The sequence below is a fragment of the Thermostichus sp. MS-CIW-41 genome (genome assembly GCF_054058915.1).
Map to the genome: position 1 here is coordinate 1 of NZ_JBSSBO010000029.1, position 17,132 is coordinate 17,132.

Below are 17,132 nucleotides of genomic sequence, written 5' to 3' on the forward strand. Positions count from 1 at the left end.
ATGCCCCTGGGGATTTCGGGGACCTTCAACTTCATGCTGGTGTTTCAAGCGGAGCACAACATCCTGATGCACCCGTTCCACCAGCTGGGCGTGGCCGGCGTGTTTGGGGGTGCGCTGTTTAGTGCCATGCACGGGTCGCTGGTGACCTCGAGCCTGATTCGGGAGACCTCGGAAGAGGAGTCTCAGAACCTGGGGTACAAGTTTGGGCAAGAGGAAGAGACCTACAACATTGTGGCGGCGCACGGGTATTTTGGCCGGTTGATTTTCCAGTATGCGTCGTTCAACAACAGCCGGAGCCTGCACTTTTTCCTGGCGGCTTGGCCGGTGATTGGGATTTGGTTTACGGCGCTGGGGATCAGCATCATGGCGTTCAACCTGAACGGGTTCAACTTCAACCAGTCGATTGTGGACAGCAACGGTCGAGTGGTTGGGACGTGGGCTGATGTGCTGAACCGGGCGAACCTGGGGATGGAAGTGATGCACGAGCGGAATGCGCACAACTTCCCGCTGGATTTGGCGGCGGTGGAGGTAGCGCCTGCGGTGCGTGGCTGATGGCCTGACCTGACGCTTCAACAGCATTGGTGGATCCCCCGGCTTGGTCTGGGGGATTTTTTTGTTCTCTTTGCTGGGGTGATCTTTCCCAGAGCTTTTCTAGAGTTAAATTGGGGCCATTGCCTCTGTGACTTAGGGATATGGCAATCATTTCTTCTCGGGATACAGGCCAGAACGCTGAGGGCCCCAAGCGGCGGCAGCAAAAGTCTTCAGCCTGGAGAAAAGAAGGCAGAGAGTTGAGCTTTGCTGGGGAAAGGGGAGCGGATCCCTCTGCCCTGTTGCAGCCGCAAGCCCACCCTGGCGAAGCCCAGGAAGAATCCCTGCGCCCGCGCACCCTGGCGGAATATATTGGCCAGACGGAACTTAAAGAAGTGCTCTCCATTGCCATTGCGGCGGCCCGCGCTCGCCAAGAGCCTCTGGATCACCTGCTGTTCTACGGCCCGCCTGGTCTAGGCAAAACCACGGTGGCAGCAGTGCTGGCGGCAGAAATGGGATCCCAGTTCTACATGACCACCGCGCCGGCTTTGGAGAGCCCCCGCGACATTGCCGGGTATTTGGTGCGCTTGAAGCGGGGGGATGTGTTGTTTATTGACGAGATCCACCGCCTGCCCAAGGTTACAGAAGAATTGCTCTATCCGGCGATGGAGGATTTTCGTCTTGATATCACCATTGGCAAAGGTCGCTCTGCTCGCATCACCTCTCTGCCCTTGGAACGCTTTACCCTCATCGGGGCCACAACCCGCATTGGCGCCCTCACTTCTCCGCTGCGGGATCGCTTTGGCCACGTGCAACGGCTGCACTTTTACGAGCCTCACGAGCTGGTGCAGATCGTGCTGCGCACGGCTCGCCTCTTAAATGTCTCCACCGATCCAGAAGGGGCTGCAGAGATCGCCCGCCGTTCTCGGGGCACGCCCCGCATTGCCAACCGCCTGTTCAAGCGGGTGCGAGATTACGCCCAGGTGCGAGGGGATGGCCACATTAGCCAAGAAGTGGCAGCAGCCGCTCTGGAGCTGTTCCAGGTGGATCCCATGGGTTTGGATTGGATCGATCGCAAGCTGCTGACGGTGCTGGTGGAGCAGTTCGGTGGAGGGCCAGTGGGCTTGGAGACGATGGCCGCGGTGACGGGTGAGGATCCCCAAACCATTGAAGAAGTGTATGAGCCTTATCTGCTGCAGATCGGCTACCTGCAGCGCACGCCCCGGGGTCGAGTGGTCACTCCCGCTGCGCTACGGCATTTGGGCTATGAAGCCCAATCCCCCCTGCCTTTGTGGAGCTAACTCGTCTCTCCCCTCACCCCCGACCCCTCTCTCACAAGAAAGAGAGCAGTTGAGAGCCCCATCTAGCTGCGGTCATTGCCCACAGGGCTGAAGCTGGGCACCACCAGCTCGCGGTTTTGCTTGGTAAGGCGACCGTACAGCTCCTGCGTGTTGGGGAAGTTGGCCGCCGGCAAGGTGGGGAAGCGGCGATAGGGCACCGTGTCCTCGCCGAAGAGATCCCGATACTCCTGGGTGTTCAGCAGGGCGCGCACAAAGGCTTTCACCCCCTGGGTGGCCAAGATCTGGTTGTACTTGCGGATCTCCTGCTGGTTGAGGGGCGCACGGCCCAGGAAGTGCTTGGTGCCCAGCTCGATCACCTTGGTGTTGGGATAGGGGGCATAGAACTCGGAGCGGTACAGCTCGGAACACCCCAGGGCCTCGATGAACTCCTTGACGGTGATCTCGCCGTTGCGCAGCTTGGACTCGGCAGAGCTGAGCTCGGCGCTGATGTTGTAGATGTCCATATCCCGCTCGAAGACCTGCCGGTAGGCGGCGCGGATGAGGTTGTTGACTTCCGCTTTGTTGGCCAGGCTGGTGAGCTTGAAGACAGGGATCTCTTGGCGTACCTTGGGCACCCCCTGCTGGGCCCGCCGCTGGATTTCCAGCTCGCCGGAAGGCATATCCCGAGGCTGACCCAACTTGACAAAGAGAGGGATGTCGTCGTCGGTGCGAATGGGCTTGGTTGCAACAGCCATGTCGCTGGATCCCGACCGCATCCGCCGCAACGCCAGACCGCCGGGGGTGAGGTAGCGCTCATAGGGCACGATATCTTCCCCGAAGACCTGCTGGTACTCCTCGCTGTCGAGGATGGCGTCCACGACGGCGTAGAACCCTTGCTTGGAGGCGATGTCAAATAGGCGGTTCATCTCCTGGCGCCCGTAGGTGGGTCGGCCCAGCAGCTTGCGGTGGATGAACTCGATGGCTTTGCAGACATACAAGCTGGACCAGTACTTGTTGCGGAAGAGATCCGACTTGGCCAGTTGGCGCACAAACTCTTTGACAGGAATTTCCCCCGACTCCAGCTTGATCTCCCAGCGGGTCAGCCGTTGGCCTTCGTAGGGCACATAGCCGTATACCTGTTGGTAGCAGGCGCGGATCACCGCCTGGGTGGATCCCTCGCTGCCGACAATGCCGGCCCGCACCCCCAGCCGTCGGCTGCGATCTCCCGGAGTCTGGGTGAGCTTGAAAACCTTCGGGCCAAGGCTACCGGGATCCCCTGCTGCTCTGGGATTGGTGCGCTCGTTGGTCAGGGCAAAGCCGCGCCGGATGAGGATGCGCTTGACATCTTTGTTGAAGGGAGCAGGGCGGGCGCTGAGGGAACGGGTTTCCTTGGGGAAGATGGCTCCAAATTGGATCTCCAGCGGGTCGTTGCCGGAGCCATAGGCATGCTGATCCGGCAGGGGCCGGTTGTAGCGGGCAAAGAGGGTAATGAACTGGGGCACCTTGCGGCGCGGGGCAGCGTAGTTGTAGAGGTCGAATTTGGCCCCCCAGTTGGCGCTGGTTTGCGCTTCTACCCCCAGCTTGCGCAGGTAGGGCACCGTCTCCTCGCCGAAGTAGTCCCCGTACTCGCGGCTATCCACCAGCGCGTCCACCAGGCCAGCCAGACCCTTGCTGGAGATGATGGAGAAGTAGGTCTGCACTTCCTCGCGGGTTTCGGGAGCCCGCCCCAGGAAGTGGCGGAAGGCCAGCTCCACGACGCGGCTGTTGATGTAAGGCTCGTAGAACTGCTTGCGATACAGCTCCGATTTGCCCAGGCGGCGAATGAACTCCTTCATGGAGATCTCGCCGTTTTTCACCTTCGACTCCAGGTCGGAAAGCTTGAGGCCGTAGGCGCGGCGGATATCCCGCTCAAACACCTGTCGATAGGCGGCCTTGATGACTTCTTCTTTCTCGGCGTTGGACAGCCCCGGCTTCATGGCAAAAACGGGAACTTTCTCGGCAGCCAAGTTGTAAACCTGGGGTAGCTGCAGCCCCTGCAGGGGCAGGCCGTCGGCGGTGCTGGCATTGCGCTGCCGCAGCTTGTCGGAAGGGGCGGGGGCGATGAACTCGCTCAGCAAAACATCGAAGTATTGGTTGATGATGGCAACCGCTTCGGCATCTTTGCGGAAGTAGCCAGCCGCTGCCCGCTTCATCTCTTGAATGGCGACAATGGTGGCCTCGGCGGAGCAGGCGTTTTCGATGATCTCCCGCAGGCCGCGGGTGTTGACGGCGATGATGCTGGGATCCCCGGCCACCAAAGCGTAGGTGACGTAGCGCAAAAACCAGCTCAGATCCCGCAGCGATTTGCGCATGTTGGCAGCCCCGTAGCGGGAGATGTTGATGGGGCGGAAGTTGGGGGGAATCTCCACGCCGCTGGCGCTGAAGATGTTGCGGATGGCCTCGATGAATCCGCCGGTGGATTCCACATAGAAGGCAGTACCCAGCTTGAAGGCTTCTTTCTCGTCTTGGGTCGCTTCTGGCCGCTCCAGATAGGCCATGGGCGAGCCCCCTGTGAAGATGCGGTTGGCTGCCCGGCTGACGATGATTTCCGAATTAGCCGCAATGACCTCGGCAATCTCTAGCCGTTTCAGGCCGCTGGAGAAAAAGTCCTCGAGGCGATCCAGCTCGGTGCGTCCCAGATAGCGATCCTGCTGTTCCGCCTGGGAGATGGTCGATACAGGCACGGTTTGGTACAGACGGGGGTTGGAAACGACTGCGCCAGCGGATACGTTGATACCCATCGATCTTTTAAACTCCGTTTTGATCGAAAAAACTGCCGACAAAGGCCGAGGACAGTGCCATCGAAGGGGGTGAAGAGGCTGACCCACGACTGGAGGAGCATCCCTCTCTGAGCTGAGAAGGATCGATGCCCGATCCCTGAGGGGGAAGCCAAGCCTAGAATACTAGGGGCACGGGCCCAGAGTGGGGAGGTTGTTGCAGTTTGTAACACTGTTTCTCATCCACAAAGACATGGCTCTCAACCCAGCTCTACCCTCCCATCTGTTGTCTTCCGCTTTTCTCCTTGAGGATTGGGAGCAGGGACATTACGAACGCGTTACCCAGGTTTTACAGCAACAGCTCGAGCAGGGATCCCCCTCTCCAGAGCTGTATTGGGAGCTGGGAGCCGCCTATCTCCTGCTGGGTCGGGAACTGGAGGCGCAGCTGGTGTGGCAAGAGGGCTTGGCAATGCTGCATGCAGAGGGCGTGGCCGAATCCGAGGCCGCTTACCACCTGCTGAGGGGCTTGCAGGCTTTGGCGGAAAGGCTGTGGGAGAAGGGCCATTGGCCGCAGGCAGCAGCTCTGTATCGGCAGCTTCTGGAGGTGGGGGATGGGCTTTCTGGGCTGGAGCCGTCTTCTGGCCAGGCTTTGGCTGCTCACCGCATTGGCCTGACCCAAGAGCGGAGCCGGCTGTGGGCTGCGGCAGCGGAGTGGTTTGAGCGGGCTTGCCAGCAGGATCCGACGGCGGCAGAGAGTTTTTGGCGCTGGGGCTTGGCCCTGATGAAGCTGGGCCGTTTGCGAGAGGCGATTTCCCCTCTGCAGGAGGCTGCGCGGCTGCGCCCTGAGTGGGGGGATCCCTGGGTACAGATGGGCCTGGCGTGGCTGGATCTGCAGGATCCAGTTCAGGCTGTGGGGTGTTTCCAGGCGGCTGAGGCGCGGGGCACCGGGACAGCGCAGCTCTACAGCTACTGGGCGGAAGCGGAAGTGCGGTTGGCTCACCCTGAGGCGGCTTGGGAGAAGGTTTGCCGAGCGGTGGCAGCGGAACGGAATTGGGTGCAGGCGTGGTGCGAGGGCAGTGGCAGAGAAAGCCCTCTGCGGTCTGGACTGGAGCAGGCATGCAGGGGAGAGGGATCTGCGAGGATCCCCGATTTCCTGTATTCGGCTTGGCGGCAGCGTTGGGCTCCAGAAGGCGTTGCCCTTCCAGCAGACTCCTTTTCCCAGAGCACTCCCCCTACAACTGACTTCTGGCCAGTGCCAACCCAGGGTTACCTCACCACCCGGCAGTGGCATCAGGCCACGGGCGAAGGGGACTACCAACCCCTGGATCCGGTGGGGGTTCTCTGTCTAAAAGCGCCCCCTGCGGCTGATCCCGACATTTTGCAAAAGTTGCGCCCGCAGCGCATCCCCTTGGCAGAGACCTTTGTCGCCCAGATCCCCCGAGGATCCGTCCACGTGGGCCACTATCCCCGCCACCTCTACGCCAGCTTTGCCAGCGGGGTGCTCACCCGCCGGGGAGAATTGCTCGCCGATCTATCCCTGAGCTTGCCGCCGCCGGAGTTCCTCGACTGGGACTACAGGCCAGATCACCTGCGACACCACCCCCTGCTGGGCTTGCCCCATCTCCCCCCACCGATCCCACTGGATGGCCCCGTTGCCCTTTTGCCCTTGGGGGCAGTTAATTACTTTCACTGGATGGTGGATATTCTGCCGGCCCTCGATATCCTGCAGCGGTCGGGCGCCCTGGAAAAGGACATCCCCATCTTGATCCACGGGTATCAAAGAAAGCCCTTTCAGGTGCAGAGCTTGGCTGCTTTGGGGATCCCAGCCGAGCGCATCCTCAGCTTTGAGCAGTTGGGGGGATCCCATCTGCAAGCCCAAAACCTGATCGTGCCCTCAGCAGGCGCTCCGGTGGGGTGCTTGACGCCTAGGGGATTGGAGGTGCTGCGGCAACTGGCCCAGCCGAGTTTCTCCATCGACCCCCTGCAGCCGCGGCGGATTTACATCAGCCGTCGGTCTGCCCGCTGGCGGCGGGTGATCAACGAAGCGGAGGTGCTAGCCTGTTTGCACCCTTGGGGATTTGCACCGGTGCAAATGGAAACCCTCTCTCTTCCCGAGCAAATAGCCCTGATGCAGGGGGCAGAGGCGGTGATCGGGATCCACGGGGCGGGCCTAACCAACCTCGCCTTTTGTCAACCCGGCACCACCGTCATCGAGATCTTGCCCAGCAATGCAGTGCTTCCCTATTTTTGGAGTATTGCTCAGGTGGCAGGGTTAAGGTATTTCCCCTTGGTGGCGCCTGTTTGCGATCCGGCTTTGGTGGCTCTTCTTTCCAGCCCCGATTTGGATCGAGAAGATGCCTGGGTTCGGATCCCGGACTTGCTGAATGTGCTGGAACAGACAGGGATCAAGGGATGATGGGATCGGAGGGACTCGAACCCTCACGTTCTTGAGGAACAACGGATTTTAAGTCCGTAGCGTCTACCATTCCGCCACGATCCCAATCTGTCGGCAATAGCCGTACTACTCTACCAAACTGCTTGCCTTGGGGGGGGCAAGTCTTTAAGTTGGTTCACCCAGCCCTGCAGTGGAGGGTATGAAGTAGGGGATTGCTGCCCCTGCTGATGGGATCCCTGCTGTGCCCGCTGGCTTGAAGCTCCTACAACTTCTCTTTCAAAAAAACGTTGGCCACCCAGATCCCCACCACCGCCAAGGCGGCCATCCCATAAAAGGTATAGCTATAGCTGCCCAGCCTATCGCGAATTTGCCCCGCGATCATCGTTCCCACCAAGGCCCCAACTCCATAGGCGGTAAACACAATGCCGTAGTTCTGGGCGTAGCGTTCGGGATCAAACAAGCGCAGGGTCAGGGCGGGAGCCATGGCCAGCCACCCCCCCAGGCAAAACCAAAGCAAGGAAAAAGTTACCCAGTAGGCCAGAAGGGATCCCTGAGGAGGCAGGAGCATTAGCCCACAGGCCAGCAGGATCAGCCCATAGGATCCCGTAGTGACCTGATGGGGATTTAAGCGATCGGCCAACCAGCCAAACAGAGGACGGCTGATCCCGTTGAAAATGGCGAAGAGAGCCACGCTGTTGGCAGCCGCAGGGGGATCCAGGCCGATCAGCTCTTCCCCCACGGGGCCGGAAATCCCAATGGCGCTTAAACCGATCAGAGTGCCGATGGCGTAGCAGATCCACAGGCCATAGAAGGAGGGGTTTCTCAGCAGAGGGAGAGAGCGCCTAGAAGCCGGTAGAGGGTGATCTGGGCTGTCCGTGGATTTTCTTGGAAAAGATGGGGAAGGGATCCAATCGGGAGGAGGAAATCTCAGTTGGGTTGCGATCCCCAAGATCACCGCTGCAAAGAGGATCCCCAAAATCAGCAGCGTAGGCCGAACCCCCAGTGCCTCGATCAAGCAGTTGGCCAGGGGAGCAGTGAGCAGGGGAGATAGGCCAAAGCCGACAATGGTGGATCCCACGGCCAATCCCTTGCGACCCGGGAACCAACGGGCTGCCACGGCCATTGGCACTCCATAGGCTATTCCCACACCGCTGCCGGCAATGACTCCATAGCAGAGGGCAATCCACCCAATGGAGGGGGCGAAGCTGGCCAGCCCATAGCCCAGGCCCACCAAGCTGCCCCCCAGAGCCAGTACTCGGCGGGATCCCCAGCGGGGGATGACAAACCCTGTGATGGGCATGAGGGTAGCGTAAAACACGAGGGCAACGGTGTAGGGCAGCAGGCTCTCACTGGCCCCGATCCCCAGCTCTGTTTCCAGAGGCTTGCGGAAAATGCTCCAGGAATAGACGGTTCCCAGGCAAAGAAGAACCAGGAGCCCCAGGAGGATAAAAAGCCATCTCCCTCCATAGGCTGGTTGTCTATACAAAGTAATGGGGGATCCAACCCTTTTCATGGGTATCTAGAGCTTGTTGGAGCTGAGTTCAACCCATTCTCTCAGCCCTTTCGAGGATGAGCCGATAGGAATAGAATTGCTTGAATTGTTCAGCCAACCGTTGGCTAGAGGCGTTTGGCCTCTACCGTCTTGGGCAGAGACAAAGGCTCCGGCAGCTCCGGGATGGACAATTCCCAACCGTTGCTCAAGGTGAAAATGGTTTCCCCGGCCTCTGAACGGGTGGCCACAACCGACTCTTCCAGATCTTTTTTGGGAACGTAGACCATCAAATGCCCGTAGGCACTTTCGTGCAGGATGACTTTCATAGCCCTTTCTCCACAAGTTCCAGCTCTTGGGCGCGGCACCCCACCACCAAGCCTTTGGCCAAGCAGTGGACGGCATAGACGTAAAACCGTTGTAGAAAGGTGCCAATGGAAATCACGTAACCTTCGTCGCCCGGAACGGCCAAGATTTTCCCCACCGGCTGGCCGAAGAAGGTGCCATCGTTGCGGATGACCTTACGGATGCGGACTTTGTCGCCCAGCTCAAATTGGGGAGGGCGATCCAGCTCCAGTTCGTCGCTCATGGGGTACCTCCTGTGATTTCTGCCAGCACCTGACAAAGCTCTTGGCGGGTTAGGCTGCGGCCTACTTGGCGCGCCCGTCGAGACACGGCTGCCAAAATGGCCTGAGATTTGGAAGTTTCCTTTCCGGACAAGCGGTTAGACAACATCGGGATGGCTCTCCTCTGGGATGGGTTCTGGAGTGTGTTGCGCCCATTGCGTCAGCGTTGCGCGGCAATAACGGGCCAGTTCCGCCGGTGGGATCGGATGCTTGCAGTGGGTGACGTGCTGCCGCACCTGTTCCAGGAGCTTTTCCAGTTGGCCAGGTGGGATCTGCTCGACAGGGATCCCGTGTTCCTTGAGGATCTGGAGCAGCAAATGCCTGCCGGAGTGTTTGCCCAACACCAGCCGCCGCTGGCCGCCCACGGCTTCTGGTGGGAAAGGCTCATAGGTCTGGGGATCCCGTAGCACCCCTGCAGCGTGAATGCCCGACTCGTGGGCAAAGGCGTTGTCGCCAACGATGGCCTTCCAGGGGGGGAGGGGAGCACCGCTGGCCCGTGCCACCTGTTGAGACAGCTCCCGCAAACGGCGGGTATCCACCCCAACATCGATCCCCAAGGTGCAGCGCAAAGCCATCACCACCTCTTCCAAGGGGGCATTGCCGGCCCGTTCCCCCAAGCCGTTGACGGTGGTGTTCACCGACTGAGCGCCGGCGCGGATTCCGGCCAAGGCATTGGCAGTGGCCATGCCCAGGTCGTCGTGGGTATGCATCTCCACAGGGATATCGATGGCCCGCACCAGACGGCGAATCTGCTTGTAGGTGCTAAAGGGATCCAAAACGCCCACCGTATCGCAGTAGCGGAAGCGCCGACAGCCCCAGCTTTGGGCCATTTGGGCCAGCTCGATCACCTGCTCCAGGGGGGTGCGGCTGGCATCTTCTGCCCCCACCGAGACCCACAGCCCTTGCTCCAAGGCCATCTCCACGCATTGGCGCAACTGTCGCAGCAGCCGAGGGCGATCCCCTTGGAACTTAGCGGCCATTTGCCGATCCGAGACCGGCACGGAGATGTGGATCCGCTTGAGGCCGCAACGAATAGAGGCGAGGATATCGCTGGGCACAGCCCGGTTCCAGCCCAGCAGCTGAGCCCGCAGCCCCAGGCTGAGCATGGCGCGAATGGCTTCCGTTTCCACGGCGCCCATGGCCGGGATCCCCACCTCGATCTCGGGCACGCCAATGGCATCCAAGAGGGCAGCAATGGAGATTTTCTCGGGGATTTGGAAGGCTACCCCTGCCGCTTGCTCCCCATCGCGTAGGGTGGTGTCGTTGATGGTGATAGAGGAATTCATGGGATCCATCCTCCAAGACCTACGGCCCGCCTAGGCAATCGGTAACCGTCGATGGTGCTCCGCACCGCTAGCGGGACCCCGGTTGCGTCAGGGCAATCATGTCCAGGGTAGAAAGCTCAACCAAGTTGCCGCAGAATTCATCAGATTCCTGTAAGGCTTGGCTGTTCCTCTTAGCGGGGTGGAGTCTTTGGAGCAGGGGATCCTTGACAAAGTCCGACAAAGTCCGGCCTTTGGGATCCCGCTGCTCTGGCCATCAACGAATTAAGTCGAAGGAGATGTCGGTTTTGCCGGGGATGATGCTGCGCCGATCTGCCTCATCCAGAAGGGTGTTGACCAGCCAGTTAAGGAGGTTGAGCGCCCCCACATAGCCATAGGTGGGATAGCGATGCAGATGGTGGCGGTCGAAGATGGGGTAGCCGATGCGCACCAAAGGTGTGCCCGTATCCCGCCATAGGTATTTGCCGTAGGAATTGCCGATCAGCAGATCCACCGGCTCGGTGAACATCAGAGAGCGCAGATGCCAGAGATCCTTGCCCCCCCAGACGGTTGCCCCCTGCCCATAGGGACTGGAGGCCAGCAGTGCCCGCGCCTCGGCTTCGAACTCCTCGTTGCTGTTGGTCACCACCACATGGATCGGCTCCGCTCCCAGCTCCAGCAACAGGCTGAGCAAGCCCATCACCAGATCCGGATCCCCATACAGGGCTACCCGCTTGCCGTGGATCCACGCTTGGGAGTCCGTGAAAGCATCCACCGCCCGGCCCCGTTCGATCTCCAGCTCGGCGGGAATGGGCTTGCCCGTTAACTGGGATAGCTGCATCAAAAACTCATCCGTGCCCCGAATACCCACTGGCCGCGCCGTCAGGGTGGGCCGACCCGAGGCCTCTGCTAGAAACTCCAGGGTCTTGGGCGTGGTGTAGCGCTGGAAGGAAAAAGTAGCCTCGGCGTTGAGGCATTGGGCAGCCGCCTCCAAAGGGGTTCCTCCGGGATACATGTGGAAAGTGCCGTCGTTGGGCGAATCCAAATAGTCGGAGTTGTCCGCCAGCAGGGTCAGCGGGATCCCGAATAAGCCGAAGATGCGCTTGATCTCCCGCAAGTTGCCCATGTAGGTATCGAAGCCAGGGATGACGTTGATGTAGCCATTGCTACCCGTGCGGCCCACCGGCTCGGTGAGGGTGCTGAGAATGGCCTTGAGCATGTTGTCATAGCCGGTGATGTGGGATCCCACAAAGCTTGGCGTGTGGGCATAGGGCACCGGGAAGTCGCGGGAAATCACTCCCTCATTTCTGGCCGTGGTGATGAAGGCCCCCAGGTCATCCCCGATCACCTCCGCCATGCAGGTGGTGCACACGGCGATCATCTTGGGCTTGTAGAGGGCGTAGGCATTTTCCAGTCCCTCGATTAGGTTTTTGAGGCCGCCAAACACCGCCGCATCTTCCGTCATCGAGGTGGAGACCGCCGAAAAGGGCTCCTTAAAGTGGCGGGTGAGATGGGTGCGAAAATAGGCCACACACCCCTGGGATCCATGGACGAAGGGCAAAGTTCCCTCGAAGCCGACAGCGGCGAAGATGGCCCCTAAGGGCTGGCAAGCCTTGGCAGGGTTTATCGTCAAAGCTTCCCGCTGAAAGTTTTTCTCCCGGTATTCCCAAGATTTTGTCCATTCGGCCACCCGGGCCACTTCTTCCGGGGAAGGGAGATCTTCAAAGGTTTGCTTGCACTGCAGAAGCGCCTGATACTCCGGATCTTGAAACAGGCGGGCATGATCTTTGATGTCTTGGATATCTTGCGGCATGGTCGGTCTCCTAATGAGGGGCAGGGGAAGGAAGGGCCGTTGGCGTCTGGGATCCCGGCGGCAAGCTAAGACTTCCAGGGGGCTTTGACCAGATCCCAGGTGGGGCTATTCAAGGCCAGATCCATATCGCGGGCGAACACGGCAAAGCCGTCGTAGCCGTGGTAGGGGCCGGAGTAGTCCCAAGAGTGCATCTGGCGGAAGGGCAAAGCCATCTTTTGAAAGACGTACTTCTCCTTGATGCCGGAGGCGATGAGATCTGGCTTCAACCTCTTGGCAAATTCTTCAAACTCGTAGCCGGACACGTCATCGTAGATGAGGGTGCCATCGTCGATGTACTGGGTGGTGCGCTTGTAGTCGTCGCCGTGGCCGAATTCGTAGCCGGTGGCAATCACCTCCATGCCCAGCTCCCGGAAGGCCGGGATGACGTGGCGGGGTCGCAGTCCGCCCACCATCAGCATCACCCGCTTGCCCTCCAGGCGGGGACGGTACTTGGCAATGATGGCCTCGCTCTGGGGCTGGTACTTGGCGATCACCTGCTCCGCCTTGGCCTGAATGGTCTCGTCGAACCGCTGGGCGATGGCCCGCAGCGACTTGGCAATTTGGGTAGGGCCAAAGAAATTGAACTCCAGCCAGGGGATCCCGTAGGCTTCCTCCATGTGGCGGCAGATGTAGTTCATGGAGCGGTAGCAGTGGATGAGATTCAGCTTCACCCGAGGGGCAAGCAGCATCTCGTTCCAGGTGCCATCGCCGGAAAACTGGGTCACTACCCGCAGGCCCATCTCCTCCAGCAAAATCCGGGAAGACCAGGCGTCGCCGCCGATGTTGTAGTCCCCAATCAGGGCCACATCGTAGGGGCCGGGCTCAAAGTTGAGGGATCCCTCCTTGGCTTTCTTGTCGGCAATGGGCAGAACCCAGTCCCGCACTGTATCGTTAGCAATGTGGTGGCCCAGGGACTGGGAAACCCCCCGAAAGCCCTCGCAGCGCACCGGCACCACCGCTTTGCCAATCTCTTTGGCCGCTTTTTTAGCCACCGCCTCGATGTCATCCCCAATTAGGCCAACGGGGCATTCGGATTGGATGGTAATGCCTTTGGCCAAGGGGAAGAGTTCGCTGGCTTCCACCAAGAGTTTGGCCAGTTTTTTGTCCCCCCCAAACACCACATCCCGCTCCTGGAAATCAGAGGTGAACTGCATGGTGCCGAAGGTGTTCACCCCGGTGATTCCCACGTAGTAATTGCGCCGTCCCGACCAGGAGTAGTAGCCGCAGCCCACGGGGCCGTGGCTGAGGTGGATCATGTCTTTGACCGGCCCCCACACCACTCCTTTGGAACCGGCGTAAGCACAGCCGCGGGTGGTCATGACGCCGGGGATGGATTTAATGTTAGATTTTACTCCGCAATCTGCTTTGCCCTCGTCATAGACGTTGAGGTGCTTAGCTCTCTTTTTCTGAGCTTTTTCGGGGTAGGTTTCCAGAACCTCCGTTACGATTTTCCGGGTTTCCTCTTTGAGGGTACTTTTCAGAGTAGTCATGAGAACCTCAGCTATTGGGTGTCATGGATAAAAGCCACAGTGCGAAGGGGGGCTGAGGGAGGAAACCAGCTACCCCCAGCCCGTCTTTTCGGGGATCAGACAGGGGCCAACTCTTTTTCGGTTTTGCCGATGAGGTGGGCGATTTTCTGGTCGTCGTCCAAAACGCCGAACTCTATCAACAACTGCTCCAGCTCATCCATAGAGATGGGGGTGGGGATCCTCAGATCCGTGTTGTTGATGATCTTTTTGGCCAAGGCCCGATACTCGTCAGCTTGGTTGCAGTCGGGGGAGTACTCGATCACCGTCATGCGGCGCAATTCTGCGTGCTGAACCACATTGTCGCGGGGGATGAAATGCAGCATTTTGGTGTTGAGCTTTTCGGCCAGAGCCTCGATCAGCTCGATCTCGCGATCCACTTTGCGGCTGTTGCAGATCAAGCCACCCAAGCGCACGCCGCCAGAGTAGGCGTATTTCAGCACGCCGCGGGCGATGTTGTTGGCCGCATACATGGCCATCATTTCGCCAGAGCAAACAATGTAGATCTCTTGGGCCTTGCCCTCCCGAATGGGCATGGCAAAACCGCCGCAGACCACGTCCCCCAGCACGTCGTAGCAGACAAAGTCCAGATCCTCGTAGGCACCGTTTTCTTCCAAGAAATTGATGGCGGTGATGATGCCTCGTCCGGCACAGCCAACACCAGGCTCGGGGCCACCAGACTCCACACAGCGCACCCCTCGGTAGCCGGTGAGCACCACCTCTTCCAGCTCCACGTCTTCTACGGATCCCCGCTCAGCCGCCAGGTGAAGGACGGTGGTCTGGGCTTTGCAGTGCAACATGAGGCGGGTGGAATCGGCTTTCGGGTCGCAGCCGACGATCATGATCCGCTGTCCCAATTCGGCCATACCGGCAACGGTATTCTGACAGGTGGTGGATTTGCCGATACCGCCTTTGCCGTAGAATGCAATTTGTCTCATGGTTCAGTTCTCCTAATGAAGACTTGAGGAAAAACTTGAGGGCGACTTAAGGGTTAGAAATCTCTTGCCAATGGGCGCAACTGGTCGCATTAGCGAGACGGGATCCTTACTGCAAAGGATTTCAGCTCGCGGGAAGGCAGCCTTGGATCCTGGGCAGGATCTGGAAGCAAACCGGTCAAGCGGTGGGGCTCTCCCGAATCGAGGCAGGAGATGGGGGAAGCGACGGGGAGTAACAGTGGGGCAGATCATAGGGCTCTCAGGCTTATCGAGAATGGGGAACTAGAGGGCATGCACGGTTAACGTGGGCCACACCTGTTCTTGCAGGCGGGTTTCGATGAGCAACCGCAGCGTGTTTTGCTGGCTGGGGCAGGCGGCGCAGGATCCCTTGAGGTGCACCCACACCTGATCCCCTTCCAGGTCGTAAAGCTCCACATCGCCGCCATCGGCCAACAGCAGCGGGCGAACTTCCTCGTCTAGGACGGCCTGAATGCGGGCGATCTTTTGCAAGGTGGTGAGGGGAGGGGGTGTCGCTGTTGCCGAGACAGGAGGGGGAGCAGCAGGAGAGGGCTCTGTCTGGTTTTGGGAGTTCCCTTTTGAATTTCTTGAATCTTCTGAAGGGATCGTGTCGGTCTCGGCCAGAACGGCGGCAATCAGGTCTTCAATCTGGGCCAGGCAGGAGCCACAACCGCCGCCCGCTTTGCTGTAGGCTGTTACTTCCTCAACGGAGGTGAGGCGGTTTTCCCGGATCAAGCGGCGGATCTTTTGCTCGCTGACGCCAAAGCAGGAGCAGACCAAAGCGCTGTCATCATCCGTGTGGTCAGGCAGAGGAAGGCCGCGATAGCTGTAGATGGCTGCCTCCAGAGCCTCTTGCCCCATCACCGAGCAGTGCATCTTGGCGGGGGGCAGGCCGCCTAGGTAGTCAGCGATTTGGCGGTTGTCGATCCGCAGGGCTTCATCCAGGGTGAGGCCGGTGATTAGCTCCGTCAGGGCCGAGGAAGAGGCAATGGCGCTGGTGCAGCCGAAGGTTTGGAAGCTGGCAGCCAAGATGCGCTCGCTGGCCTCGTCCACCTTTAAGTAGAGCCGCAGGGCATCGCCACAGGTGATGCTGCCCACTTCTCCCACCACCACCCGAACACCAGGCTCGGAGCTGGGATCCATTGCCCCTTGGTTTTTGGGGTGGTAGAAGAGTTCCAAAACTTTTTCGCTGTAGTCCCACATGGCTGGATCCTGAGTTGAGGATGCGAACGGTCGAGGGAAGATGAGTTTGAGGGGGGTCAGCGGTGAGCCAGTTCCCGCTCCTGCTGTTGCAGCCAGTCTTCCGCCTCGTGGCTGAAGGGGGAGATGGCCCGCAAATGCTCGATGATCCCCGGCAAAACCTCCAGCACCCGCTCCACCTCTGCCGGCTGGGTAAAGCGGGAGAGGCTGAAGCGGATCGAGCCGTGCAAAACGGTGTAGGGCAGGCGCATGGCCCGCAGCACATGGGAGGGTTCCAGGGATCCGGAAGTGCAGGCGGAGCCGGAGGAGGCGCAGATGCCGTATTTGTTCAGCCAGAAGAGGATCGCTTCCCCTTCCACGAACTTGAAGCCCAAGTTGGTGGTGTTGGGCAGCCGCTGAGTGGGGTGGCCGTTAACCTGGACATCCGGGATCCGCTGTAGCAAGCCCTGCTCCAAGCGATCCCGCAGCAGCCGCTCCTGGGGATCCCCGAGGTGGGCTTGGGCCAGCTCAGCCGCTTTGCCCAGGGCGATGATGCCCGGCACATTTTCCGTCCCGGCGCGGCGGCCTCGCTCCTGATGCCCTCCCAGCAACAGAGAACGGAAGCGCAAGCCCCGCCGCACATAGAGAGCGCCGATCCCCTTGGGGGCATGCAGCTTGTGCCCGGAAAGGGTGAGGAGATCCACCGGCAGGCGCTGCAGATCGAGGGGGATTTTGCCCACCGCCTGCACTGCGTCCACATGGACAACAGCCCCGTAGCTGCGGGCCAGGGATCCCACCGCCTCGATGGGGAAAAGCACGCCCGTCTCGTTGTTGGCGGCCATGCAGCTCACCAGGGCAGTATCGCCGGTCAGGGCTGCCTCCAGCTCCAGCAAGTCCAGGCAGCCTTGCTCATCCACCGAGAGGTAGGTGACGCGGTAGCCTTGTTTTTCCAGGTGCTTGCAGACGTTGAGCACCGAGGCGTGCTCTACCTGCGTGGTGATGATGTGGCGATTCTGGGGTTGGGCTGCCAAGGCTGCATAAATGGCCGTGGTGTTGCCTTCGGTGCCGCCACTGGTGAAGACGATCTCCGTCGGGTCGGCTCCCAGAAGGGCTGCCACCTGTTCGCGGGCTTGGTTGAGGGCACGCCCCACCTGGCCGCCAAAACTGTGCATCGAGGAGGGGTTACCGTAGAAGGTCTGCAAATAGGGCAGCATCGCCTCCAGAACCAGGGGATCCACAGCGGTGGTGGCGTTGTTGTCCAGGTAGATCACAGGGTTCATACAGGC

General features: G+C 60.0%; 12 protein-coding genes, 1 tRNA gene and 1 pseudogene. 3 read left to right on the top strand and 11 right to left on the bottom strand.

Features of this window, described 5'->3' with window-relative positions; all coding sequences use genetic code 11:
• Positions 1–552: pseudogene (locus ACVWXE_RS09385) on the top strand (photosystem II q(b) protein); the annotation flags it as partial.
• 140 nt (positions 553–692) lie between these two features.
• The gene (gene ruvB / locus ACVWXE_RS09390) at positions 693–1,829 is read left to right on the top strand and encodes a Holliday junction branch migration DNA helicase RuvB (RefSeq protein WP_457388670.1); all 1,137 of its coding nucleotides are present in this window, start codon (positions 693–695) and stop codon (positions 1,827–1,829) included.
• A 62-nt stretch (positions 1,830–1,891) separates the two neighbouring features.
• Here the strand turns inward: ruvB and ACVWXE_RS09395 are convergent, their stop codons facing one another.
• Positions 1,892–4,588 (bottom strand): phycobilisome rod-core linker polypeptide, encoded by a 2,697-nt coding sequence (locus tag ACVWXE_RS09395; protein WP_457490166.1) that lies wholly within the window; start codon positions 4,586–4,588, stop codon positions 1,892–1,894.
• A gap of 193 nt (positions 4,589–4,781) precedes the next feature.
• Here ACVWXE_RS09395 and ACVWXE_RS09400 point away from each other — a divergent pair, with 193 nt between their 5' ends.
• Positions 4,782–6,980, top strand: a complete 2,199-nt coding sequence (locus ACVWXE_RS09400) for a glycosyltransferase 61 family protein (protein ID WP_457490167.1) — start codon at positions 4,782–4,784, stop codon at positions 6,978–6,980.
• On the opposite strand, the gene ACVWXE_RS09405 is transcribed toward ACVWXE_RS09400, so the two are convergent.
• The 10 genes from ACVWXE_RS09405 to nifS all read right to left on the bottom strand — a co-directional run bounded on the left by ACVWXE_RS09405 (position 6,981) and on the right by nifS (position 17,126).
• Positions 6,981–7,064: transfer RNA gene (locus ACVWXE_RS09405), tRNA-Leu, on the bottom strand.
• A gap of 157 nt (positions 7,065–7,221) precedes the next feature.
• A complete protein-coding gene (locus tag ACVWXE_RS09410) occupies positions 7,222–8,478 on the bottom strand; it encodes an L-lactate MFS transporter (RefSeq protein WP_457490181.1) in 1,257 nt (418 codons plus the stop codon).
• A gap of 98 nt (positions 8,479–8,576) precedes the next feature.
• Positions 8,577–8,777: a putative nitrogen fixation protein NifT gene (gene nifT, locus ACVWXE_RS09415; protein ID WP_011430645.1), complete on the bottom strand. Its 201-nt coding sequence runs from the start codon at positions 8,775–8,777 to the stop codon at positions 8,577–8,579.
• Complete coding sequence (locus tag ACVWXE_RS09420; RefSeq protein ID WP_011430646.1) at positions 8,774–9,037, bottom strand: nitrogen fixation protein NifZ; 264 nt, start codon at positions 9,035–9,037, stop codon at positions 8,774–8,776. Before ACVWXE_RS09420 ends, nifT begins: the two co-directional genes overlap by 4 nt.
• Positions 9,038–9,172: 135 nt before the next feature.
• Entirely contained in the window at positions 9,173–10,360 is a 1,188-nt protein-coding gene (gene nifV / locus ACVWXE_RS09425) for a homocitrate synthase (protein ID WP_457490168.1), read from the bottom strand.
• Positions 10,361–10,613: 253 nt separating this feature from the next.
• Positions 10,614–12,149 carry a nitrogenase molybdenum-iron protein subunit beta gene (gene nifK, locus ACVWXE_RS09430; RefSeq protein WP_414342037.1) on the bottom strand — a complete coding sequence of 512 codons (1,536 nt, stop codon included), beginning with the start codon at positions 12,147–12,149 and terminating at the stop codon, positions 10,614–10,616.
• A 65-nt stretch (positions 12,150–12,214) separates the two neighbouring features.
• On the bottom strand, positions 12,215–13,678 hold the full coding sequence (gene nifD / locus ACVWXE_RS09435; protein WP_457490169.1) for a nitrogenase molybdenum-iron protein alpha chain: 1,464 nt from the start codon (positions 13,676–13,678) through the stop codon (positions 12,215–12,217).
• A 95-nt stretch (positions 13,679–13,773) separates the two neighbouring features.
• Positions 13,774–14,652 (bottom strand): nitrogenase iron protein, encoded by an 879-nt coding sequence (nifH, locus tag ACVWXE_RS09440; protein ID WP_011430651.1) that lies wholly within the window; start codon positions 14,650–14,652, stop codon positions 13,774–13,776.
• A 279-nt stretch (positions 14,653–14,931) separates the two neighbouring features.
• Positions 14,932–15,870 (bottom strand): Fe-S cluster assembly protein NifU, encoded by a 939-nt coding sequence (gene nifU / locus ACVWXE_RS09445; RefSeq protein ID WP_457490170.1) that lies wholly within the window; start codon positions 15,868–15,870, stop codon positions 14,932–14,934.
• Positions 15,871–15,926: 56 nt separating this feature from the next.
• A complete protein-coding gene (gene nifS, locus ACVWXE_RS09450) occupies positions 15,927–17,126 on the bottom strand; it encodes a cysteine desulfurase NifS (protein ID WP_457490171.1) in 1,200 nt (399 codons plus the stop codon).
• Positions 17,127–17,132 lie beyond the last annotated feature (6 nt).

Bases quoted from the DNA above. Each gene is read 5' to 3' on its own strand.
- nifT (WP_011430645.1), bottom strand. From the start codon at position 8,777: ATGAAAGTCATCCTGCACGAAAGTGCCTACGGGCATTTGATGGTCTAC.
- ACVWXE_RS09420 (WP_011430646.1), bottom strand. From the start codon at position 9,037: ATGAGCGACGAACTGGAGCTGGATCGCCCTCCCCAATTTGAGCTGGGC.
- nifH (WP_011430651.1), bottom strand. From the start codon at position 14,652: ATGAGACAAATTGCATTCTACGGCAAAGGCGGTATCGGCAAATCCACC.
- ruvB (WP_457388670.1), top strand. From the start codon at position 693: ATGGCAATCATTTCTTCTCGGGATACAGGCCAGAACGCTGAGGGCCCC.
- ACVWXE_RS09395 (WP_457490166.1), bottom strand. From the start codon at position 4,588: ATGGGTATCAACGTATCCGCTGGCGCAGTCGTTTCCAACCCCCGTCTG.
- nifU (WP_457490170.1), bottom strand. From the start codon at position 15,870: ATGTGGGACTACAGCGAAAAAGTTTTGGAACTCTTCTACCACCCCAAA.
- nifK (WP_414342037.1), bottom strand. From the start codon at position 12,149: ATGCCGCAAGATATCCAAGACATCAAAGATCATGCCCGCCTGTTTCAA.
- nifV (WP_457490168.1), bottom strand. From the start codon at position 10,360: ATGAATTCCTCTATCACCATCAACGACACCACCCTACGCGATGGGGAG.
- nifD (WP_457490169.1), bottom strand. From the start codon at position 13,678: ATGACTACTCTGAAAAGTACCCTCAAAGAGGAAACCCGGAAAATCGTA.
- nifS (WP_457490171.1), bottom strand. From the start codon at position 17,126: ATGAACCCTGTGATCTACCTGGACAACAACGCCACCACCGCTGTGGAT.